Here is a 17,354-nt window from a genome sequence, read left to right as displayed (position 1 = left end):
GCCCGCCGCCCTCCAATCATCTTCCGGCCAATTCGGAAGCACCACGGGGGAATCGCACTCATGACCGACAACAGCTTCTTTCCGGTGAAGCCCGAGATCGCGGCGACCGCCCACGTGAATGCGGAAGCCTACGCCCGCATGTACGAGCAGTCGGTCAAGGACCCCGAGGCGTTCTGGGGCGAGCAGGGCAAGCGGCTCGACTGGATCAAGCCCTACAGCAAGGTTAAGGACGTCAACTTCAACGACGACGTCCACATCCGCTGGTTCCACGACGGCACGCTGAACGTGTCGGCCAACTGCATCGACCGCCATCTGGCGACCCGCGGCGACCAGACCGCGATCCTGTTCGAAGGCGACGACCCCGGCGTTTCCAAGGCGATCACCTACAAGGAACTGCACGAGAAGGTCTCGCGCCTTGCCAACGTGCTGAAGAAGAACGGCGTCAAGAAGGGCGACCGCGTCACCATCTATCTGCCGATGATCCCGGAGGCCGCCTATGCGATGCTGGCCTGCACCCGCATCGGCGCCATCCACTCCATCGTCTTCGGCGGCTTCTCGCCCGACAGCCTGAAGGACCGCATCGTCGACTGCGACAGCCATTTCGTCATCACCTCCGACGAGGGCCTGCGCGGCGGCCGCAAGGTGCCGCTGAAGGCCAACGCCGACAAGGCGGTGGCCGGCGCGCCGATGGTCCGCCATGTGCTTGTGGTCAAGCACACCGGCGGCGACGTCGCCTGGACCGCGGGCCGCGACCTCTGGTACCACGAGGAGATGGAGAGCGTCTCCGCCGACTGCCCGCCGGAGGAGATGAGCGCCGAGGATCCGCTGTTCATCCTCTACACCTCCGGCTCGACCGGCAAGCCGAAGGGCGTGCTGCACACCACCGGCGGCTATCTCGTCTATGCGTCGATGACCCACCAGTATGTCTTCGACTACAAGGACGGCGAGGTCTACTGGTGCACGGCTGACGTGGGCTGGGTCACCGGCCATAGCTACATCGTCTACGGCCCGCTCGCCAACGGCGCCACCACGCTGATGTTCGAAGGTATCCCGACCTATCCGGACGTCTCGCGTTTCTGGCAGGTGATCGACAAGCACAAGGTCAACATCTTCTACACCGCCCCCACCGCCATCCGCTCGCTGATGCGCGAAGGCGAAGGCCCGGTGAAGAAGACCTCGCGCGCCTCGCTCCGCGTGCTGGGGTCGGTCGGCGAGCCGATCAATCCGGAAGCCTGGCTGTGGTACTACAATGTGGTCGGCGACGCCCGTTGTCCGATCGTCGACACCTGGTGGCAGACGGAGACCGGCGGCATCCTGATCACCCCGCTGGTCGGCGCCATCGGCCAGAAGCCGGGCTCCGCGACCAAGCCCTTCTTCGGCGTGCAGCCGGTCGTCGTCGACAATGAAGGCCAGATCCTGGACGGCGAGACCGAGGGCAACCTCTGCATCGCCGACGCCTGGCCCGGCATGATGCGCACGGTCTATGGCGACCACGAGCGCTTCGTCCAGACCTACTTCTCGACCTTCCCGGGCAAGTACTTCACCGGTGACGGCTGCCGCCGCGACGCCGACGGCTATTACTGGATCACCGGCCGCGTCGATGACGTCATCAACGTGTCCGGCCACCGCATGGGCACCGCCGAGGTCGAAAGCGCGCTGGTCGCCCACCCGAAGGTCGCCGAGGCCGCGGTCGTCGGCTATCCGCACGACCTGAAGGGCCAGGGCATCTACGCCTACGTGACGTTGAATGCCGGCGAGACTCCGACGGAGGAACTGCGCAAGGAGCTGGTCGCCTGGGTCCGCAAGGAGATCGGCCCGATCGCCTCGCCCGACCTGATCCAGTGGGCCCCCGGCCTGCCGAAGACCCGTTCGGGCAAGATCATGCGCCGCATCCTGCGCAAGATCGCCGCGAACGAGCATGACAGCCTGGGCGACACCTCGACGCTCGCCGATCCGGGCGTGGTGACCGACCTGATCGACAACCGCATGAACAACGCTTGACGGCAGGTTCAAGAGAAAGGGGCGCTCCGGTGGGGCGCCCCTTTTTCATTGTTGCGTCGGGTGCTTGCCGCAACGGCACGGCCATCCTCATCGCTCCGGCAGCACCAGCGGGATGGCGGGGGAGATGGTGACGGCGGTGGGGGAGGGGTGGCGCTCGACGATCCGCCTGCGGGCGTCTTCAGCACTTTCGGCGGCGACGGCATAGGTGCGGATGCCGCTCCACGGGGCGGTGGCGTCCAGCGCCTCCACCGCGACATACCACAGCGGGCCGCCGGGCCGGGCGACGCGGTCGACACAATAGAACTCCATCGGCGTCAGGGCGTCGTCACCGGTGGCGGCCGACTGCAGCGACAGGATCTCGCCTTCCACCTCCGCCGCCTCGCGGCGCAGGCCGGCCAGGGTTTCCTCCGCCTCCACCTGGCGGACCGTGGCGAGCTTGGCATAGTTGGCGTAGACGTCCAGCCGCTCCTTCAGCGCGGTCAGCTTCTCCGACTGGCGGCGGGCGCGGATGCCGAGAATCCGCTCGGCCAGAAGGCCGACCGCCAGACTGGCGACGGCTCCCATAACCCAGACGATGCTCATGGTGCGGAGGCCCCGGCTCCCGCAATGGCCTCATCGTCCGCGTCCTCGCTGGAGACGGTGACGCCCACGCCCTCGTGGAAGATGTTGCGGGTCAGCATCTGGGCGGCGGCGAAGTCGGAGGCCCAGACCTGCGCCTCGTTCCCGAAGCGCCAGATGGCGGGATGGACAACCGCCTTGGCATCGGGCCGGGCGGTGAAGCCAGGGGTCATCGCCAGTCGAAAGGTGAAATGGTTGCGCCCCGGCTCCGGCCTGCCGATCTCGTGGATGAAGCGGCGCGCGGCGGCGGTACGTTTGCCGCTGCGGCGGTCGAGCACCAGCTTGTCGGTCGACAGTTCCACCAATTTGGCCTTCGCCGCCGCGATTTCGGCCTGGATGGCCTCAAGCTCGTTGGCCTGGAGTTCCAGCGCGTCGCGTTCGGCGGCCAGGGTTGCCCCGCAGCGGCGGATTTCCCGATCCGTCCGCAGGATCAGGCCGCGGCGGATGCCCAGAAACAGCAGGGTTGCGCCGATGCTGAACAGCGCCAGCAGCATGTCCGACGTCATACGCGCCCGCTCCGCAAACCATTCGGCATTTGGGGAGTTGTAGCGCAATCCGCCTCAGCACGCATCACAAGCAAGTGCTTTGCGGCCATGAAAAACGGCGCTTCGGGGAGCGCCGTTTTTTGTCATGCGGGCGAAGACGCGCTTACTTGCGCTCGGCAATGGCGGTCTGTGCCGCCTTCACCAGATCGGGGCCGATCTGCTTGGCCCATTTGTCGAACACCGGCTGGGTGGCGGTCTGGAAGGCCTTCTGCTGGTCCGGAGTCAGCCGGACGACCTCGACGCCCTGGGCGGCGATGTCCTTCAGCAGGCTGTCGTCCTCGGCGGTGATGCCCTTGCGCGAGAGGGCGACCTCTTCGGCCGCGGCCTGGATTGCGGCGGCGCGCACGGCCTCCTGGTCCTCCTTCGACCAGCTGTTCCAGACCTCCTTGTTGACCACGAAGATCAGCGGGTCGGCGACATAGCCCCACAGCGTCAGGTTCTTCTGGCCCAGCGTCGCCAGCTTGGCGGCGACGAAGATGGTCAGCGGATTCTCCTGGCCGTCGACCGCACCGGTGGACAGCGCCGGCTGCGCGTCGGCCCAGCTCATCTGCGTCGGGTTGGCGCCCAGAGCCGTGAAGGTGTCGAGATAGAGCGGCGAGCCGACGACGCGGATCTTCAGCCCCTTCAGGTCGGCCGGCGTGCGGATCGGGTGCTTGGAGTTGGAGATTTCGCGGAAACCGTTCTCGCCCCAGGCCAGCGGCACCACGTCCTTGGTGGCGAGCAGGTCGAACAGCTTCTTCCCCACCTCGCCCTTGGTCAGGGCATCCAGCGCCTTATGGTCCGGCATCAGGAAGGGCAGGGAGAAAAGGTTCAGCTCCTTCACCTGCGGCGACCAGTTGATGGTGGAGCCGACCGCCATGTCGATGGTGCCCTGGCGGAGCGCGGTGAATTCCTTGGTCTGGTCGCCGTTCACCAGCGAGCTGCCGGGATACATCTTGATGGTGATGCGGCCGTTGGTCTTCTCCTTGACCAGTTCGGCCCAGCGGTCGCCGCCCACACCCCAGGGGAAAGGCTTGCCCAGAACGGTGGAAAGCTTGTACTCCGCCTTGTAGTCGGCAGCGGTCGCAGAACCGGCCAGCACGGCGGGAACCGTCAGCGCGGCCAGCGCGATGCCGGCGAGCAGAGCCTTCAGCGATTTCATGCTTGTTTCCTCCCAAGCGCCCTACACGAAAGATACGGACCGGGATGGTACAGATGCACGCAGGACTGTTCCACGGGCAATGTGACACCACCGTCCGCGGTCCGAACAATGCGGCCATGCGGCTGAGCCGCAATCTGGCCATGCGGCCGAGCCGCGGTGCGGCCACGCAGCTCGGCCCGATTCTCGGCGCTTGCGTCTGGCTGTTTCTGCCGGCGGCGGCCCTTGCCCAGACGATGCCGAACCCGGCCATGCCGATGGGGCCGAACCCCAGCGAATGCGAGATTCAAGCGGCACTGCTCGGCAGCACCGGCCCGAATTGCCCGCCGGTGGCGATGCAGCGCCCCGCGGCACCGCCCCCCGCAGGCGTTGCCGCTCCTCCCGGCCCGGTGACGCTGCCGCGGCTGCCGGGACCGGCCGCGTTGCCGGCGCCCGAACTGCGCGCCGCCTTCCGGGTGGAGTTCGACTTCAACTCCGCCCGCGTCAAGCCGGAGTCGCAGGCGATCCTCGACAAGGTGGCCGCGGTGATGGCGGCGGCGGGCAACACGCGCTTCCGCATCGTTGGCCACACCGACGCCGTCGGCGGCGACGCGGCCAACCTCGCCCTGTCCCGGCGGCGGGCGGCGGCGGTGGTCGAGTATCTGGCGACCCGACACCACATCCGTGGCGACCGTCTGGAGGCGTCGGGCATGGGCGCGCGGGAGCTGCTGCTGCCCGACGACCCGAAGGCGGCGGCCAACCGGCGGGTGGAGATCGTCAATCTGGGCGGCTGATTTTTCGATCCTGCCGGGAACCTTAGAAGGCTTGCGGTGTTGCGCTGGAGCGCCGCCGACACCTCACACCGTCCAGACCGGGAGTGCCGATGCCCGATTTCACCCCCGTGCCGATCGAAAGCCGCCGCATCGCCGATGACGAGATCGGCAAGCCGGCGGTCTTCGGCGCCATCCTGTCCGGCCAGCCGCAGGAGATCCACCGCAACCTGTTCGACGGCGACCATGGCCGCTTCAAATCGGGTGTGTGGCAGTGCACGCCGGGCGTCGTGGCGATGAGGGACTGGCCCTATCACGAGTTCTGCGTCCTGCTGTCCGGCCGCGTCATCATCACGCCGGAGGGGGGAACCCCGCGGGAATACCGGGCCGGCGACGCGCTGGTCCTGCCGATGGGATTCACCGGCACCTGGGAGATCCTGGAGACGGTGCGCAAATACTATGCGGTCCAGGCGCGCCAGCCGCTGCTGCGGCGGGTGAAGGAGCGGGTGAAGGGCTGGCTGCGTCCGGGGAACAAGGGCGGGCAGGCAGCGGATGCGCAGGCCGGAGCCGCGTTCTGACAGCTCGCCATCGCCCGGACGCCCGTGTTAGGGTCCGCCGCGCCGTCTGCCAGGACGGCCCCCGTGCAAGACTCCGACACCGGTGCGTCCCATCATGACCCAGGCCCCCCGTACCCTCACCGAGATCGCCGAAGCGCTGGGCGCCGCGGTCGAAGGCGACGGCTCCATCCTGATCCGCCGCGCCGTCCACCCGTCGGAGGCGGAGGGGCCGGAGGATCTGGCGCTTGCCATGGACAAGGACCTGCTGGCCCTGCTGCCCGGCAGCAAGGCGGTCGCCGCGGTGGTGGCCGAGGGGGTCGAGGTGCCGGACGGCATCGAAAACCGCATCGTGGTGAAGCGCCCGCGCTATGCCATGGCCGGGATGCTCGACCTCTTCGAGAAGCCGGTCCATGCCGAACCGGGGGTGTCGCCGCAGGCCTATGTGGCGCCCGACGCGGTGGTGGCGCCGGATGCCTCCATCGCCCCCTTCGCCTATATCGGACCGCGCGCCCGCATCGGGGCCGGCGCCATCGTCCTGCCGCACGTCACCGTCGGCGCCGATGCGGTGATCGGCGAGGGGTGTCTGCTGCACCCCGGCGCCCGCATCGGCGAACGGGTGGAGATGGGCGTCCGCTGCATCATCCATCCCAACGCCGCCGTGGGCAACGACGGCTTCAGCTTCGTCACGCCGGAACCGGGCAGCGTCGAATCGGCCAAGTCCACCGGCCGCGTCGTCGGCACCAACGTGCTGATCCGCCGGGTGAACTCCATCGGCACGGTGATCCTGGGCGACGACGTCGAGGTCGGGGCCGGCGCCACCATCGACCGCGGCACGGTGACGGCCACCCGCATCGGCAGCGGCACCAAGATCGACAACCTCGTCCAGATCGGCCACAACGTCCAGGTCGGCACCAACTGCATGCTGTGCGGCCATGTCGGCATCGCCGGCAGCACGGTGATCGGCGACCGCGTGGTGCTGGCCGGCAAGGTCGGCGTCGCCGACCATGTGAAGATCGGCAGCGACGCTGTGGTGGCCGCCAATTCCGGCGTCGGCATGGACATCCCGCCGAAGTCGGTGTGGATGGGCTATCCCGCCGTTCCGCGCGCCCGCGCCTTCGAACAATACAAGGGCCTCGCCCGCCTGAAGCGCCTGTTCGCCGACGTCTCCGACCTGAAGAAGCGCCTGACCGCCATCGACGGCGGCCCGGTGAAGGTCGAGGCGGAGAAGGGGGAACAGCAAGAATAGGCGGCGCTCGGGTCCGGATTGCCCCCTCCCCAACCCTCCCCCGCTAACGCGGGAGAGGGAGTTAGTCGCAGAGCGGCGGCAGTTCCCTCTCCCACCGAAGGTGGGGGAGGGTTAGGGAGGGGGCCTCAGCACTTCACCTCAAACGAACTTACGTCCCATGACCTCCGGCCAGAACCCCACGCGTGAGTCCATCCTCGGCGGCCCCGCCGTCATCCTGGTGCAGCCGCAGCTCGGCGAGAACATCGGCGCCTGCGCGCGCGCGATGCTGAATTGCGGGCTGACCGACCTGCGCCTCGTCAAGCCGCGCGACGGCTGGCCGAATCCGAAGGCAAGCGCCGCGGCATCGGGCGCCGACCTCGTCATCGACAACGCGAAGATTTTCGAGACGACGGCCGATGCGGTCGCCGATCTGGAGGCGGTCTACGCCACCACCGTGCGCACCCGCGACATGATCCAGCGCTTCGTCACCCCGCGCGTCGCGGCGGGCGAGATGCGGGAGCGTTATGCCGCCGGGCAGAAGGTCGGGGTGATGTTCGGGCCGGAGCGGACCGGGCTGGTCAACGACGACCTGACCTTCGCCCAGACGCTGGTGACCGTGCCGCTGAATCCCGCCTTTTCCTCGCTCAACCTGGCGCAGGCGGTCCTGCTGATCGGCTACGAGTGGTTCCAGGCCGGCGACCGCACGCCCGACCGCTTCCTGCACACCGGCCAGACCCGCCCGGCGACGATGGCGGAGCGGGTGAACTTCTTCGAGCGGCTGGAGGCGGCGCTGGACCGCACCGGCTTCTTCACCAGCGAGGAGAAGCGCCCCTCAATGGTCCGCACCCTGCGCAACGCCTTCGAGCGCATGGAGATGACCGAGCAGGAGGTGCGCACCTTCCACGGCGTCGTCGCCGCCCTGGTGCAGGGCAGCCGGCGGAAAGGCGAGAACCAGGACTGAATCGCCGCTATAGTGGGCGTCCATGGACTATGCGTTGCAGAACATGGACGTCGGGCTGGTGCTGCTGGACGGTGCCCGGCAGGTGCTGGCCGTGAACCCGGCGGCGGTGCGGCTGCTGGGGGAGCGGGCGACCGGGCTGATCGGCGCCTGTCTGCACGACCTGCACCCGCCCTCGCACCGGGCGAAGGTGGACCTGCTGCTGGCGGCGGCGGGCGATCCGGCCGCACCCGCCTCGGCCTGTTCGATGATGGTGGCGCTGCCCGGCCGGGTTCTGGTGGTGAAGGCGACCGCGCTGGCGCCCGCCGCGACCGTGGCGGACGGGAGTGCCGTCACCGCCCTGATGCTGATGGAGGCGGCGCGTCCCATCACGCCCGACGCGCAGGAATCGCAGCCGCTTTCACGACCGCCGGCCGAGCCGCTGGTCAAGCTGCCGGTGGAAAAGGGGCAGGGCATCGTGCTGCTCGACCCGGCGGATGCCGTCTATCTGCAGGCCGACGGCCACTACACCACGGTCCACACCGCCGACGGCGCCTTCTTCTGCGGACTGCCCCTGTCGGAGCTGGAGGCGCGGCTCGACGCCCGGTCCTTCGTGCGCACCCACCGCGGCTACATCGTCAATCTGCGCCATGCCCGCGCGGTGGAGCGGCAGGACGGCCGTGCCGCCTTCGTCATGGCCGCCCCCGGCGCCCCCCGCGTGCCGGTCAGCCGCAACCGGGCCGACGCGCTGAAGAAGCGGCTGGCGCTTTAGTTCTACTGTGTCATAAAACCTGGAATGGGACAGCGGTTCGTTGTAGTAAGAGGATTCATGCTTCGTTCAGAGAGGCGGTATGGATCCCCTTGGCACCGCAGGCGGCATCGAATCACGGTTCGCGGCGTATGTCGATCGCCTGTCTCCGGCTTTGGGTCACGCTGATCGCGCGGCGCCGTTTCGTGCCTATTGCACCGGATTGATCCTTCCAGGCGACCGCAAGAGTGTCGAGCCGATGGCCGCGCGGGTGGAGCCGGGACGTGTCGGCGCCGCCCATCAGTCCTTGCACCATTTTGTTGCCAAGGCGGCCTGGGAGGATGCCGCAGTGCTGGCCGGGGTGCGCGATCTGGTTTTGCCGGCGCTGTTGGAACGCGGCCCGGTCCGCGCCTGGATCATCGACGACACCGGCATGCCGAAGAAGGGCCGCCACTCCGTTGGCGTGACGCGCCAGTACTGCGGCCAGATCGGCAAGCAGGACAACTGTCAGGTTGCCGTGTCGCTGTCGCTGGCAACCGACTACGCCAGCCTTCCCGTCGCCTTCCGGCTTTACCTACCGGAGACATGGGCCGGCGACGCGGAGCGCCGGGTGCGGACCGGCGTACCGGACGGGGTCCTCTTCCAGACCAAGCCGGCCATCGCGCTGGACCAGATCCGCACGGCCATGGCGGCGGGTCTGCCGCCGGGCGTGGTCCTGATGGACGCGGGCTACGGCAACGACACCGCCCTGCGCGAAGGCGTGACCGCGCTGGGGCTGACCTACGTCGCCGGAGTCCAGTCCTCGCTGACCGTCTGGCCGCCCGGTGTGGAACCGCTGCCGCCCAAGCCGTGGAGCGGCAAGGGGCGGCCGCCAAAGCTCCTGCGCCGCGCCCCTGGACATGAACCGATCTCGGTAAAGGCTCTGGCCGAAGGGTTGGCGCCGGAGGCTTGGCGTTCCGTGACGTGGCGGGAAGGCACGAACGCGCCGCTGGCCTCCCGTTTCGCCGCCGTTCGCGTTCACGCCGCGCACCGCGACGAGGAGCGGGCGGTGCGTCGCCCGGAGGAGTGGCTGCTGATCGAATGGCCCGAGGATGAAGAGAAGCCGACCAAGTACTGGTTGTCGACGCTGCCGGAGACAATGTCGCTCGACGCCTTGGTGGAGACCGCCAAGTTGCGGTGGCGCATCGAACGCGATTACCTCGAACTCAAGCAGGAGCTCGGCCTTGGCCATTATGAGGGCCGGGGCTGGCGCGGATTCCACCATCACGCGACGCTGTGCATCGCCGCCTACGGTTTCCTGATCAGGGAACGGGCGGCGATTCCCCCCTCAGGACCACCTCCCTCCGGGCGCCTCCAAGCGCCTGACCTTCCCGAAAGCTTCCGACCCCGCGGGGCCGCCGCCCCGCCCTGAGCGACACATCCCGACGTCCATCGCCACCCTGCGCATCGCAATCGCCAGAATGCTCGCCAGGACCCTTCAGCGATGTCCATGCTGCCATCAATTGCGAACTTTATGACACAGTAGAATTAGCAGGCTGCGGAAAAACGAACATATTCCGGCTTTTTGCCTCGGCTGAGGCTTGGAAATGGGGTTTCCGACAGCCGTTTTTATCGGAATGGGGTTCCTTTTCGCGCTCTGAGGCTCACAGAGCCGCCGTTCAGGCGGACTCCGGGCGTGATTATGCTGCCACCAGCAGCTTGGGCAGGCGGATCAGGTTGTAGGCGGCAGCGGTCAGCGTGAACATCCAGCCAACACGGGCCGTGCCGCGATGGCGGGTCTTGCGCAACCCGGCCCCCTTGATCCAGCCGAACACCTCCTCGATCCGCTTGCGGATTCGCAAGGACACGGCGTAGCCAGGGTGGCGGGTGGTCCGGCAGTCGATCGCCGAACGGCGGTTGCTCGTGTTCTGCGCGACATGGGGGGCTGCACCCAACTCGCGCAGGTCGGCCACGAAATCCTTGGTGTCGTAAGCCTTGTCGGCGCCCACCGTGACGCGGTGGCGGCCGGGGATGGCCTCGACCATGGACACCGCCGCTTCGCGTTCAGCCAGACCGGTGGCCGCCGTCAGCCGGACATCCACCACCAGGGCGTTTCGGTTCTCCATCAGCGCGTGGCCCATGAAGGCCAGCTTCGCCGGTTGCCCATTTCCCTTGCGGTACAGTCGGGCCTCGGGATCGCTGGTCGAGGCATGGGTCTCGTTGGACCGCTTCTCACCATGGAAGTCGCGGTCGCCGTTGCGCCCCGGCCCCGGCGGCTCGCCGCTGCCATCCTTGGGCCGGAAGCTCTTCACCGACGCCCAGGCTTCGATCAGCGTGCCATCCACCGAGAAATGCTCGTCAGACAGCAGCGCCTTGACCTTCGGCTGGCCCAGCACGGTGGCCAGGAACTTGGCCGCCACGTCGCCGGCCAGCAGACGCTCCCGGTTCTTGGTGAACACGGTGACGTCCCACACCGGGGCGTCCATCGACAAGCCGACGAACCACCGGAACAGCAGGTTGTAGTCGAGCTGTTCCATCAGTTGGCGTTCCGAGCGCACCGAGTAGAAGGCCTGGAGCAGCAAAGCCCGCAGCAGCTTCTCCGGCGGGATCGACGGCCGCCCGATCTTGGAGTACAGCCCCTCGAACGCCGGCGACATAACCTCCAGCGCCTCGTCCACGATGGCACGGATCGACCGCAGCGGATGATCGGCCGGAACCCGAGCCTCGCAGCTCACGTAGCTGAAAAGACCCTCGCTGCGTTCGTCCGATCCCCGCATCATACCCTCACCGGCCGCGTTCTCAACGACCCAAGGGAATCACGACCGAACTGCCGAGAACAGCCCTTTTTCCGCGTCCTGTTAGCCGTCTCCATTCACGCAGCAATGCCACCGTTCGCGCCGGTGGACCGCCGCTTGTGCAGCGCGGCTTGCGGGCAGGGGCGCGGGCAGGGAAGGATCGCCGCCATGTTCCCCACCCCTGGCAACCGGAATGAGGAGGCCCCATCCCGTGGACAGCATCGACTCGCCCGACCGTTACGTCTCGTTCAAGGGAATCGACTGCGAGGGCAACAGCCGCCGCATCGTCGAACGGCTGTACATGCACATCGACGATCCGGCCAAGACCAACGCCTTCTGGGAGCGGTTCCGTGCCAAGCTGGCGGTCGCCGGGGACCCGCTGAAGCGGCAGGCCGACGGACTGTGTCTGCTCTGCGCCAACATCTATTACATCGCCGACCTGTTCGAGGAGCAGGCCGACGAGGAGGGGCTGGCGATGCTGCGCCGGCTGGAGGACGAGTGCTGCTGACGGCGTCGTGGATCGGTCGGGCGCGCGGTCAGGGCTTGACGGCCGGTTCCGGTTCCCGGTCGGCCGCGGCATAGGCCACCCGCCAGACCGTGCCGGAGGCATCCTCGGCGATCAGCAGGGCGCCGTCGGCGGCGACGGCCAGACCGCTCGGCCGGCCCCACACCCGCGGGGTTTCGTCGCCGTCCGACCGGCTGTCGATGCGGAATCCGGTGACGAAGGTCTCATAGGTGCCGGTCGGGCGGTTCCTGTCGAAGGGGGCGGTGTCGAAGGGGACGAAGGCGATGGCGTATCCGGTGGGGCGGGACCTGTTCCAAGAGCCGCGCAGGGCCACGAAGGCGCCCATGCGGTAGCGCTCCGGGAAATGGGTGGCGTCGCCGAAGACCAGGCCGATCGGCGCGGAATGGGCCTGGAACAACAGTCCCGGCACCAGAGCCGCCTTGACCAGATCGGGCCGCCGCCCCGCCAGATCCGGCTGCGGGTTGGCGCCGATGTAGGAATAGGGCCAGCCATAGAAGCCGCCGGGTGCCACCGAGGTCAGGAAATCGGGGACCAACTGGTCGCCCAACCCGTCACGCTCGTTCACCACGGCATAGAGATCGTTGGTGCCCGGCTTGAAGGCGAGGCCGACCGGGTTGCGCAATCCGGCGGCGAACAGGCGCTGGCCGCTGCCGTCGATGCGGAATTCCTGGATGGTGGCGCGCGGCTCCGGCTCCACCCCGATGTTCCCCTCCGACCCGATGCCGACGTAGAAATGCCGGCCGTCCGGCGCCACCGCGACAGAGCGGGTATCGTGGCCGCCGGGTTTGCCGAAGGCGCCCTCCGGGGTCAGCCGCCGCCGCTCGCCCGCCTGCACGGTCCCGGCCGTCCAGGGCAGCCGCCACACCCCGTTCAGGTCGCCGACCAGGACCGAACCGTCATGGAAGGCGAGGCCGAAGGGACGGTCGAATCCCTCCGCCCAGATCCGGGCCATTTCCGCATGGCCGTTGCCGTCGCCGTCGCGCAGCAGGGTCAGGGAGCCGGGCCGCTGCTGGGCCACCAGCACGTCGCCATTCGGCAGGACCAGCAGGTTGCGCGCATTCTCCACCCCGTCTCGGAACAGGCTGACCGTGAAGCCGCGCGGCGCCCGCAGCGGCTGGCCGGCACGGCGCGGCACCAGCACGGCCTCGTTGGCGACGGCGGGCGTGGCGTATGGCTTGGGCAGTGTTTCCATCCGCACATGCACCTCGGCGCCGACCGTCTGCATCGGGTCCGTCCGCACCGGCCCAGTCATCGCCGACTGGGCCGGTGCCGGCGCGGCCGGCAGGGCGCAGACCGCCAGAGCCAACAAGCCGGCGCCCAACAGGCCGGTTGGGAGGAGCTTGACGGGAGCGGGGCGGCGGTCGGCCATCGATCGGGCGCTTTCAACGGGGCGGGAGCGGAAGCGGGCGGCATGACAAATATGGGGCACGATGCCGCTTGACGCTCGCGAAGGCAGGCGGTGCAAGGGGGGCTGTACCGTCGGGGTCCCCCGCAAGCGCCGGATGTCCCCAACGTCACCGTTGCGTCGATCAAGTTGCTTGCGGTCGCCGAGCGCGCCAGATCATACTCCGCCCGATCTAGGCGGAAAGGTCGGCGGTGGGCGCCGGTCGACGGCAGCGGTGCAGCGGCGGTTCGGCAATGATGGACAGAAACGCGATCGACGCCGCGGCACTCGCCCTGTCGCCCGCCCGCCCCCGCCTGCTGCTTGCCGCCGCCTTTTCGCTGATCGCAGTGCTGGGCATCGGTTTCTGGGGCTATGTGGTCTGGGCCGACCGGACGGAGACGCTGCGCCATGCGCAGGAGCGGGCGCAGGCGTCGGCTCGGCTCATGCAGGAGCATGTGCGGCGGACGGTCGCCACCGCCGACCTTGCCATCCGGCGGAGCCAGGACCTCATCGACCGCTACGGCATGCCGGGGTTGGACATCAATCGCGAGGCGTGGATCACCGTCCGCGACATGGTGGACAATCTGCCGGAGATCGCGGCCCTGTGGGTCCATGGCCCCACGGGCGACAGCGTCCTGTCGAGCCGGCAGTTTCCCGTGCCTCCTGGCAATGTCGCCGACCGCCCCTATTTCCAGGCTCACCGCGAAGGCGCCGAATTCCATGTCGGCGAGCGGATCACCGGCCGGTTGAGCGGGGCGCAGTCCTTCACGGTCAGCCGGCCGGTCCTGCGGGACGGCCGTTTCCGCGGCGTCGTCCACGCCAACATCGACCTCGACTATTACAGCCAGCTGTATGAAAGCCTGGATCTCGGCGCCGGTTCGGCGGTTGCGGTCTACCGCTCCGACGGCAAGCCGGTGCTGCGCTTCCCCGACAGCGAGCCGCTGGACGGGCCGGACGGCAGGATCGTGCTGCGCCATGCCGTCGATGCCGCCACCGAGACCTTCGAGGCGGAAGGGCCCGTGCCGGGAGCAATGCGCATCCTGTCCTATCAGCGGGTGCCGACCCTGCCGCTGGTCGTCTTCGTCGCCCTGTCGGAACGGACCGAACTGGCGGGCTGGCGGGAGCGGGCGGTCCGGGGCGGCGTCCTGGTCGGGTTGGCCGTTCTGGCCTGCGCCGGACTGGCCTATGGTGCCCTGCGCAGTCTGGAGCGCGAGGTGGCCGGCCGCCGCCGGCTGGCCGACACCAACGCAGAACTCGATGCCAAGAAGCAGGAGCTGGAGTCCGCCAACGAGGCCTTCGCCAGCGCCAACCGCCGTCTGAACCTGATCCTTCATTCCGCATCGGACAGCATCTGCGGCATCGACCGCCAGGGGCGGATCACCTTCGCCAATCCCGCCACCTCCGTGTTGACCGGCTATGCCAACGAAGAGCTTCTGGGCGGCAACCTGCATGCGCTGATCCATTCCCGCCGCGCCGACGGATCGCCCTTCCCGGCGCTGGAGTGCCCGGTGACTGCGGTGCTGCTGAACGGCGAGGACAGGCGCGGGCTGGAGGACACCTACTGGACCAAGGCCGGAAAGCCCTTCCTGGTGGAATACACCGCCTCGCCCATGCTGGCCGACGGCAAGGTGGAGGGGGCGGTGCTGGTCTTCCACGAGATCGCCGAGCGCAAGCGGGCGGAAGCGGCGATGCAGCGCGCCCGGCTGGCGGCGGAGGCGGCGAGCCGCGCCAAGAGCGAGTTCCTGGCCAACATGAGCCACGAGATCCGCACGCCGATGAACGCGATCCTCGGACTGATCCACCTGCTTCAGCAGACGGAACTGACCGACCGTCAGGCGGACTACGTGCACAAGGTGCGGGTGTCGGCGCAGTCGCTTCTGGGCATCCTGAACGACATCCTCGACTTCTCCAAGGTGGAGGCCGGCAAGCTTGAACTGGAGCGGGTCGATTTCCGCCTGGACGACCTGCTGCAGACGCTTGCGGTGATCGTCGGTTCCGCCGCGCAGGAAAAGGACATCGACGTCCTGTTCTCCGTGGCGCCGGACGTGCCGCTGGACCTGATCGGCGATCCGCTGCGTTTGCAGCAGATCCTGATCAACCTCGCCGGAAATGCCATCAAGTTCACCGAGACCGGCGAGGTGGTGGTGGCGGTCAGGGTCCATTCGCTCTCCAACGACCGCGCCGTGCTGGAGTTTGCCGTGCGCGACACCGGCATCGGCATCGCGCCGGAGCAGCGCGAACGGCTGTTCCAGGCCTTCAGCCAGGCCGACAGTTCCACCACCCGGCGCTTCGGCGGCACCGGGCTGGGGCTGGCCATCTGCGCGCGGCTGGTCCGGCTGATGAACGGCGCCATGGAGGTGGAGAGCGAGTTCGGCAAGGGCAGCGTCTTCCGCTTCCATGCGGAGTTCGGTTGCCATGCCGGAAACGGGGCGGGGATCGGGAGCGGGGCCGGACCGGCCGGACGGCTGCCGCGTCAGGTTCCGCGCGACCTGACGGTTCTGGTGGTGGACGACAACGCCACCGCGCGCGAGGTGCTGAGCGAGATCGCCGCCGCCTTCGGCTGGGCGGTGACCGCCTGTGCCGACGGGCAGGCCGCCATCGACGAGCTGGAGCGGGCGGCGGCGGCCGGCGACCCCTATGACGTCGTGCTGATGGACTGGAAGATGCCGGGAATGGACGGGATCGAGGCGGCGCGCCGCATCCGCGCCGATGCCCGCGCCGGGACCCCGATGATCATCGTCATCAGCGGCTATGGCCGCGACCGGCTGGGCGCCCGGTTCGAGGAAACCGGAGCCGCCGGATTCCTGGTGAAGCCGGTCACCGCCTCCACCCTGCTCGACGCCGTCACCGTCGCCTATGCCCGGACGGAGCCGCAAGGGGAGGGCGTCCGTCTGCCCGCCGCCCTTCCGGCTCCGTCCTTTCCCACGCTTCGATCCGAAGCGGAGGGTGGCGGCCGCGCGGCCGGCGGGCTTTCCGGGGACGCCTGGGATGGCAGCCGGGCGCTGCACGGCCGCCGGCTGCTGCTGGCCGACGACAATGCCATCAGCCAGCAGGTGGCCCGCGAGATCCTGGAGCGGGCAGGGGCGGCCGTCACCGTGGCCGCCACCGGGCGGCAGGCGGTGGACTGCGTGCGTGCGGCCGCCCAGCCCTTCGACGCCGTTCTGCTGGACGTGCAGATGCCGGACATGGACGGATTCGCGGCGACCGCGGCGATCCGTGCGCTGCCGGGCGGGCAGCGTCTGCCGATCATCGCGATGACCGCCAGCGCCCTGCCCGCCGACCGTCAGCGCTGCCTGGACAATGGAATGAATGCCCATGTGCCGAAGCCGCTCGACCTGCCGCAACTGTTCGCCACGCTGACCCGCTGGATCGGGCCGCCGCTGCTGGCGGTCCGGCCTTGCACGCCCTGCGCCCCCGGACCGATCCCGTCGCGCGGCCAGACCATGCTGACCGCCGCGGCCTCCCACGGCGGCTCCAAGCTGACCGTGGCGGTGTCGGACCGTTCGGCAGAGGATTTGCCGAGCGACTTGCCGGGCATCGATCTGGACGACGCGCTCAACCGTCTTGGCGGCGATGTCGGGCTGCTCCACCGCTTCATCGGCCGGTTCGCGTCGGATTACCGCGATGTCGCCGATCGGATCTCTGCGGCCCTGGACAGCGACGACCTGACGGCCGCCAAGGGCGTTGCGCATGAACTGAAAAGCGTCGCCGGCAATGTCGGCGCGGTGCGCCTGTCAGCCGCCGCCGACGCGGTGCAGATCGCCGCGCATTTAGGCGATGCCGGCGCTGCCGGTGCCCAACTGCCGGTGCTGCACGCCGAACTGGCCCTGGTGCTGGAGAGTGCCGCACTGCTGGCGGTGGAGCCGGTGGGCACCGGGAATGCGGGAAACGGCGGCGATTCCGGACGGTCGGCAAAAAGCCGCAAGGAATTGGCGGAAAAGCTGCCGCAGTTCGCAATATTGTTACATGACAGTAACTTCGCAGCGGCGGAAGAGTTCGCTATGCTGGCACCGTTGCTGGCGGATTCGGTCGATCCCTCGACGATGAAGGGGCTCTCATCCGCCATCGACGGTCTGGATTTCATCAGGGCGCTTGGAATCGTGCAGCAGATCGCGCGTGACCTCGGCCTTCCGTTACCGACGGTCTGAACGC

Annotated in this window: 14 protein-coding genes; 9 read left to right on the top strand and 5 right to left on the bottom strand. The window is 68.5% G+C overall.

The features are described 5' to 3' along the window. Positions 1 to 60: 60 nt before the first annotated feature. Positions 61 to 2,001, top strand: a complete 1,941-nt coding sequence (gene acs, locus A6A40_RS10075) for an acetate--CoA ligase (RefSeq protein WP_063635275.1) — start codon at positions 61 to 63, stop codon at positions 1,999 to 2,001. Between the two features lie 87 nt (positions 2,002 to 2,088). Here acs and A6A40_RS10070 read toward each other — a convergent pair whose 3' ends face one another. The 3 genes from A6A40_RS10070 to A6A40_RS10060 all read right to left on the bottom strand — a co-directional run bounded on the left by A6A40_RS10070 (position 2,089) and on the right by A6A40_RS10060 (position 4,305). Continuing rightward, entirely contained in the window at positions 2,089 to 2,583 is a 495-nt protein-coding gene (locus A6A40_RS10070; RefSeq protein ID WP_063635274.1) for a hypothetical protein, read from the bottom strand. Beyond that, positions 2,580 to 3,125, bottom strand: a complete 546-nt coding sequence (locus A6A40_RS10065) for a hypothetical protein (RefSeq protein WP_063635273.1) — start codon at positions 3,123 to 3,125, stop codon at positions 2,580 to 2,582. The genes A6A40_RS10070 and A6A40_RS10065 overlap by 4 nt, the downstream gene beginning before the upstream one ends. Positions 3,126 to 3,267: 142 nt before the next feature. Further along, complete coding sequence (locus A6A40_RS10060) at positions 3,268 to 4,305, bottom strand: DctP family TRAP transporter solute-binding subunit (RefSeq protein WP_063635272.1); 1,038 nt, start codon at positions 4,303 to 4,305, stop codon at positions 3,268 to 3,270. A 53-nt stretch (positions 4,306 to 4,358) separates the two neighbouring features. Between A6A40_RS10060 and A6A40_RS10055 the strand changes: the two genes are divergently transcribed. The 6 genes from A6A40_RS10055 to A6A40_RS10030 all read left to right on the top strand — a co-directional run bounded on the left by A6A40_RS10055 (position 4,359) and on the right by A6A40_RS10030 (position 9,929). Beyond that, a complete protein-coding gene (locus tag A6A40_RS10055) occupies positions 4,359 to 5,075 on the top strand; it encodes an OmpA family protein (protein ID WP_063635271.1) in 717 nt (238 codons plus the stop codon). A gap of 89 nt (positions 5,076 to 5,164) precedes the next feature. Beyond that, the gene (locus tag A6A40_RS10050) at positions 5,165 to 5,629 is read left to right on the top strand and encodes a cupin domain-containing protein (RefSeq protein WP_063635270.1); all 465 of its coding nucleotides are present in this window, start codon (positions 5,165 to 5,167) and stop codon (positions 5,627 to 5,629) included. Between the two features lie 94 nt (positions 5,630 to 5,723). Next, complete coding sequence (lpxD, locus tag A6A40_RS10045; RefSeq protein ID WP_063635269.1) at positions 5,724 to 6,854, top strand: UDP-3-O-(3-hydroxymyristoyl)glucosamine N-acyltransferase; 1,131 nt, start codon at positions 5,724 to 5,726, stop codon at positions 6,852 to 6,854. A gap of 157 nt (positions 6,855 to 7,011) precedes the next feature. Continuing rightward, the gene (locus A6A40_RS10040; RefSeq protein ID WP_063635268.1) at positions 7,012 to 7,794 is read left to right on the top strand and encodes an RNA methyltransferase; all 783 of its coding nucleotides are present in this window, start codon (positions 7,012 to 7,014) and stop codon (positions 7,792 to 7,794) included. 22 nt (positions 7,795 to 7,816) lie between these two features. Further along, on the top strand, positions 7,817 to 8,542 hold the full coding sequence (locus tag A6A40_RS10035) for a LytTR family DNA-binding domain-containing protein (protein ID WP_063635267.1): 726 nt from the start codon (positions 7,817 to 7,819) through the stop codon (positions 8,540 to 8,542). A 79-nt stretch (positions 8,543 to 8,621) separates the two neighbouring features. Then, entirely contained in the window at positions 8,622 to 9,929 is a 1,308-nt protein-coding gene (locus A6A40_RS10030; protein ID WP_063635266.1) for an IS701 family transposase, read from the top strand. A 268-nt stretch (positions 9,930 to 10,197) separates the two neighbouring features. On the opposite strand, the gene A6A40_RS10025 is transcribed toward A6A40_RS10030, so the two are convergent. After that, positions 10,198 to 11,274, bottom strand: coding sequence for an IS5 family transposase (locus A6A40_RS10025; RefSeq protein WP_063636220.1), 1,077 nt, complete (start codon positions 11,272 to 11,274; stop codon positions 10,198 to 10,200). 229 nt (positions 11,275 to 11,503) lie between these two features. Here A6A40_RS10025 and cowN point away from each other — a divergent pair, with 229 nt between their 5' ends. Then, on the top strand, positions 11,504 to 11,800 hold the full coding sequence (gene cowN, locus A6A40_RS10020) for a N(2)-fixation sustaining protein CowN (RefSeq protein ID WP_063635265.1): 297 nt from the start codon (positions 11,504 to 11,506) through the stop codon (positions 11,798 to 11,800). A gap of 28 nt (positions 11,801 to 11,828) precedes the next feature. Here cowN and A6A40_RS10015 read toward each other — a convergent pair whose 3' ends face one another. Further along, the gene (locus A6A40_RS10015; RefSeq protein ID WP_063635264.1) at positions 11,829 to 13,187 is read right to left on the bottom strand and encodes a PQQ-dependent sugar dehydrogenase; all 1,359 of its coding nucleotides are present in this window, start codon (positions 13,185 to 13,187) and stop codon (positions 11,829 to 11,831) included. 269 nt (positions 13,188 to 13,456) lie between these two features. Here A6A40_RS10015 and A6A40_RS10010 point away from each other — a divergent pair, with 269 nt between their 5' ends. Continuing rightward, a complete protein-coding gene (locus A6A40_RS10010; RefSeq protein ID WP_063635257.1) occupies positions 13,457 to 17,350 on the top strand; it encodes a response regulator in 3,894 nt (1,297 codons plus the stop codon). The last annotated feature ends 4 nt before the right edge of the window (positions 17,351 to 17,354 follow it).

Origin of the sequence: Azospirillum humicireducens, assembly GCF_001639105.2 — a bacterium.
Classification (GTDB): Bacteria; Pseudomonadota; Alphaproteobacteria; order Azospirillales; family Azospirillaceae; genus Azospirillum; species Azospirillum humicireducens.
This window is presented reverse-complemented; position numbering and strand designations above follow the sequence as displayed.

Bases quoted from the DNA above. Each gene is read 5' to 3' on its own strand.
- A6A40_RS10050 (WP_063635270.1), top strand. From the start codon at position 5,165: ATGCCCGATTTCACCCCCGTGCCGATCGAAAGCCGCCGCATCGCCGAT.
- A6A40_RS10055 (WP_063635271.1), top strand. From the start codon at position 4,359: ATGCACGCAGGACTGTTCCACGGGCAATGTGACACCACCGTCCGCGGT.
- A6A40_RS10035 (WP_063635267.1), top strand. From the start codon at position 7,817: ATGGACTATGCGTTGCAGAACATGGACGTCGGGCTGGTGCTGCTGGAC.
- A6A40_RS10015 (WP_063635264.1), bottom strand. From the start codon at position 13,187: ATGGCCGACCGCCGCCCCGCTCCCGTCAAGCTCCTCCCAACCGGCCTG.
- A6A40_RS10070 (WP_063635274.1), bottom strand. From the start codon at position 2,583: ATGAGCATCGTCTGGGTTATGGGAGCCGTCGCCAGTCTGGCGGTCGGC.
- A6A40_RS10060 (WP_063635272.1), bottom strand. From the start codon at position 4,305: ATGAAATCGCTGAAGGCTCTGCTCGCCGGCATCGCGCTGGCCGCGCTG.
- acs (WP_063635275.1), top strand. From the start codon at position 61: ATGACCGACAACAGCTTCTTTCCGGTGAAGCCCGAGATCGCGGCGACC.
- A6A40_RS10040 (WP_063635268.1), top strand. From the start codon at position 7,012: ATGACCTCCGGCCAGAACCCCACGCGTGAGTCCATCCTCGGCGGCCCC.
- A6A40_RS10010 (WP_063635257.1), top strand. From the start codon at position 13,457: ATGATGGACAGAAACGCGATCGACGCCGCGGCACTCGCCCTGTCGCCC.
- lpxD (WP_063635269.1), top strand. From the start codon at position 5,724: ATGACCCAGGCCCCCCGTACCCTCACCGAGATCGCCGAAGCGCTGGGC.
- A6A40_RS10065 (WP_063635273.1), bottom strand. From the start codon at position 3,125: ATGACGTCGGACATGCTGCTGGCGCTGTTCAGCATCGGCGCAACCCTG.
- A6A40_RS10025 (WP_063636220.1), bottom strand. From the start codon at position 11,274: ATGCGGGGATCGGACGAACGCAGCGAGGGTCTTTTCAGCTACGTGAGC.
- A6A40_RS10030 (WP_063635266.1), top strand. From the start codon at position 8,622: ATGGATCCCCTTGGCACCGCAGGCGGCATCGAATCACGGTTCGCGGCG.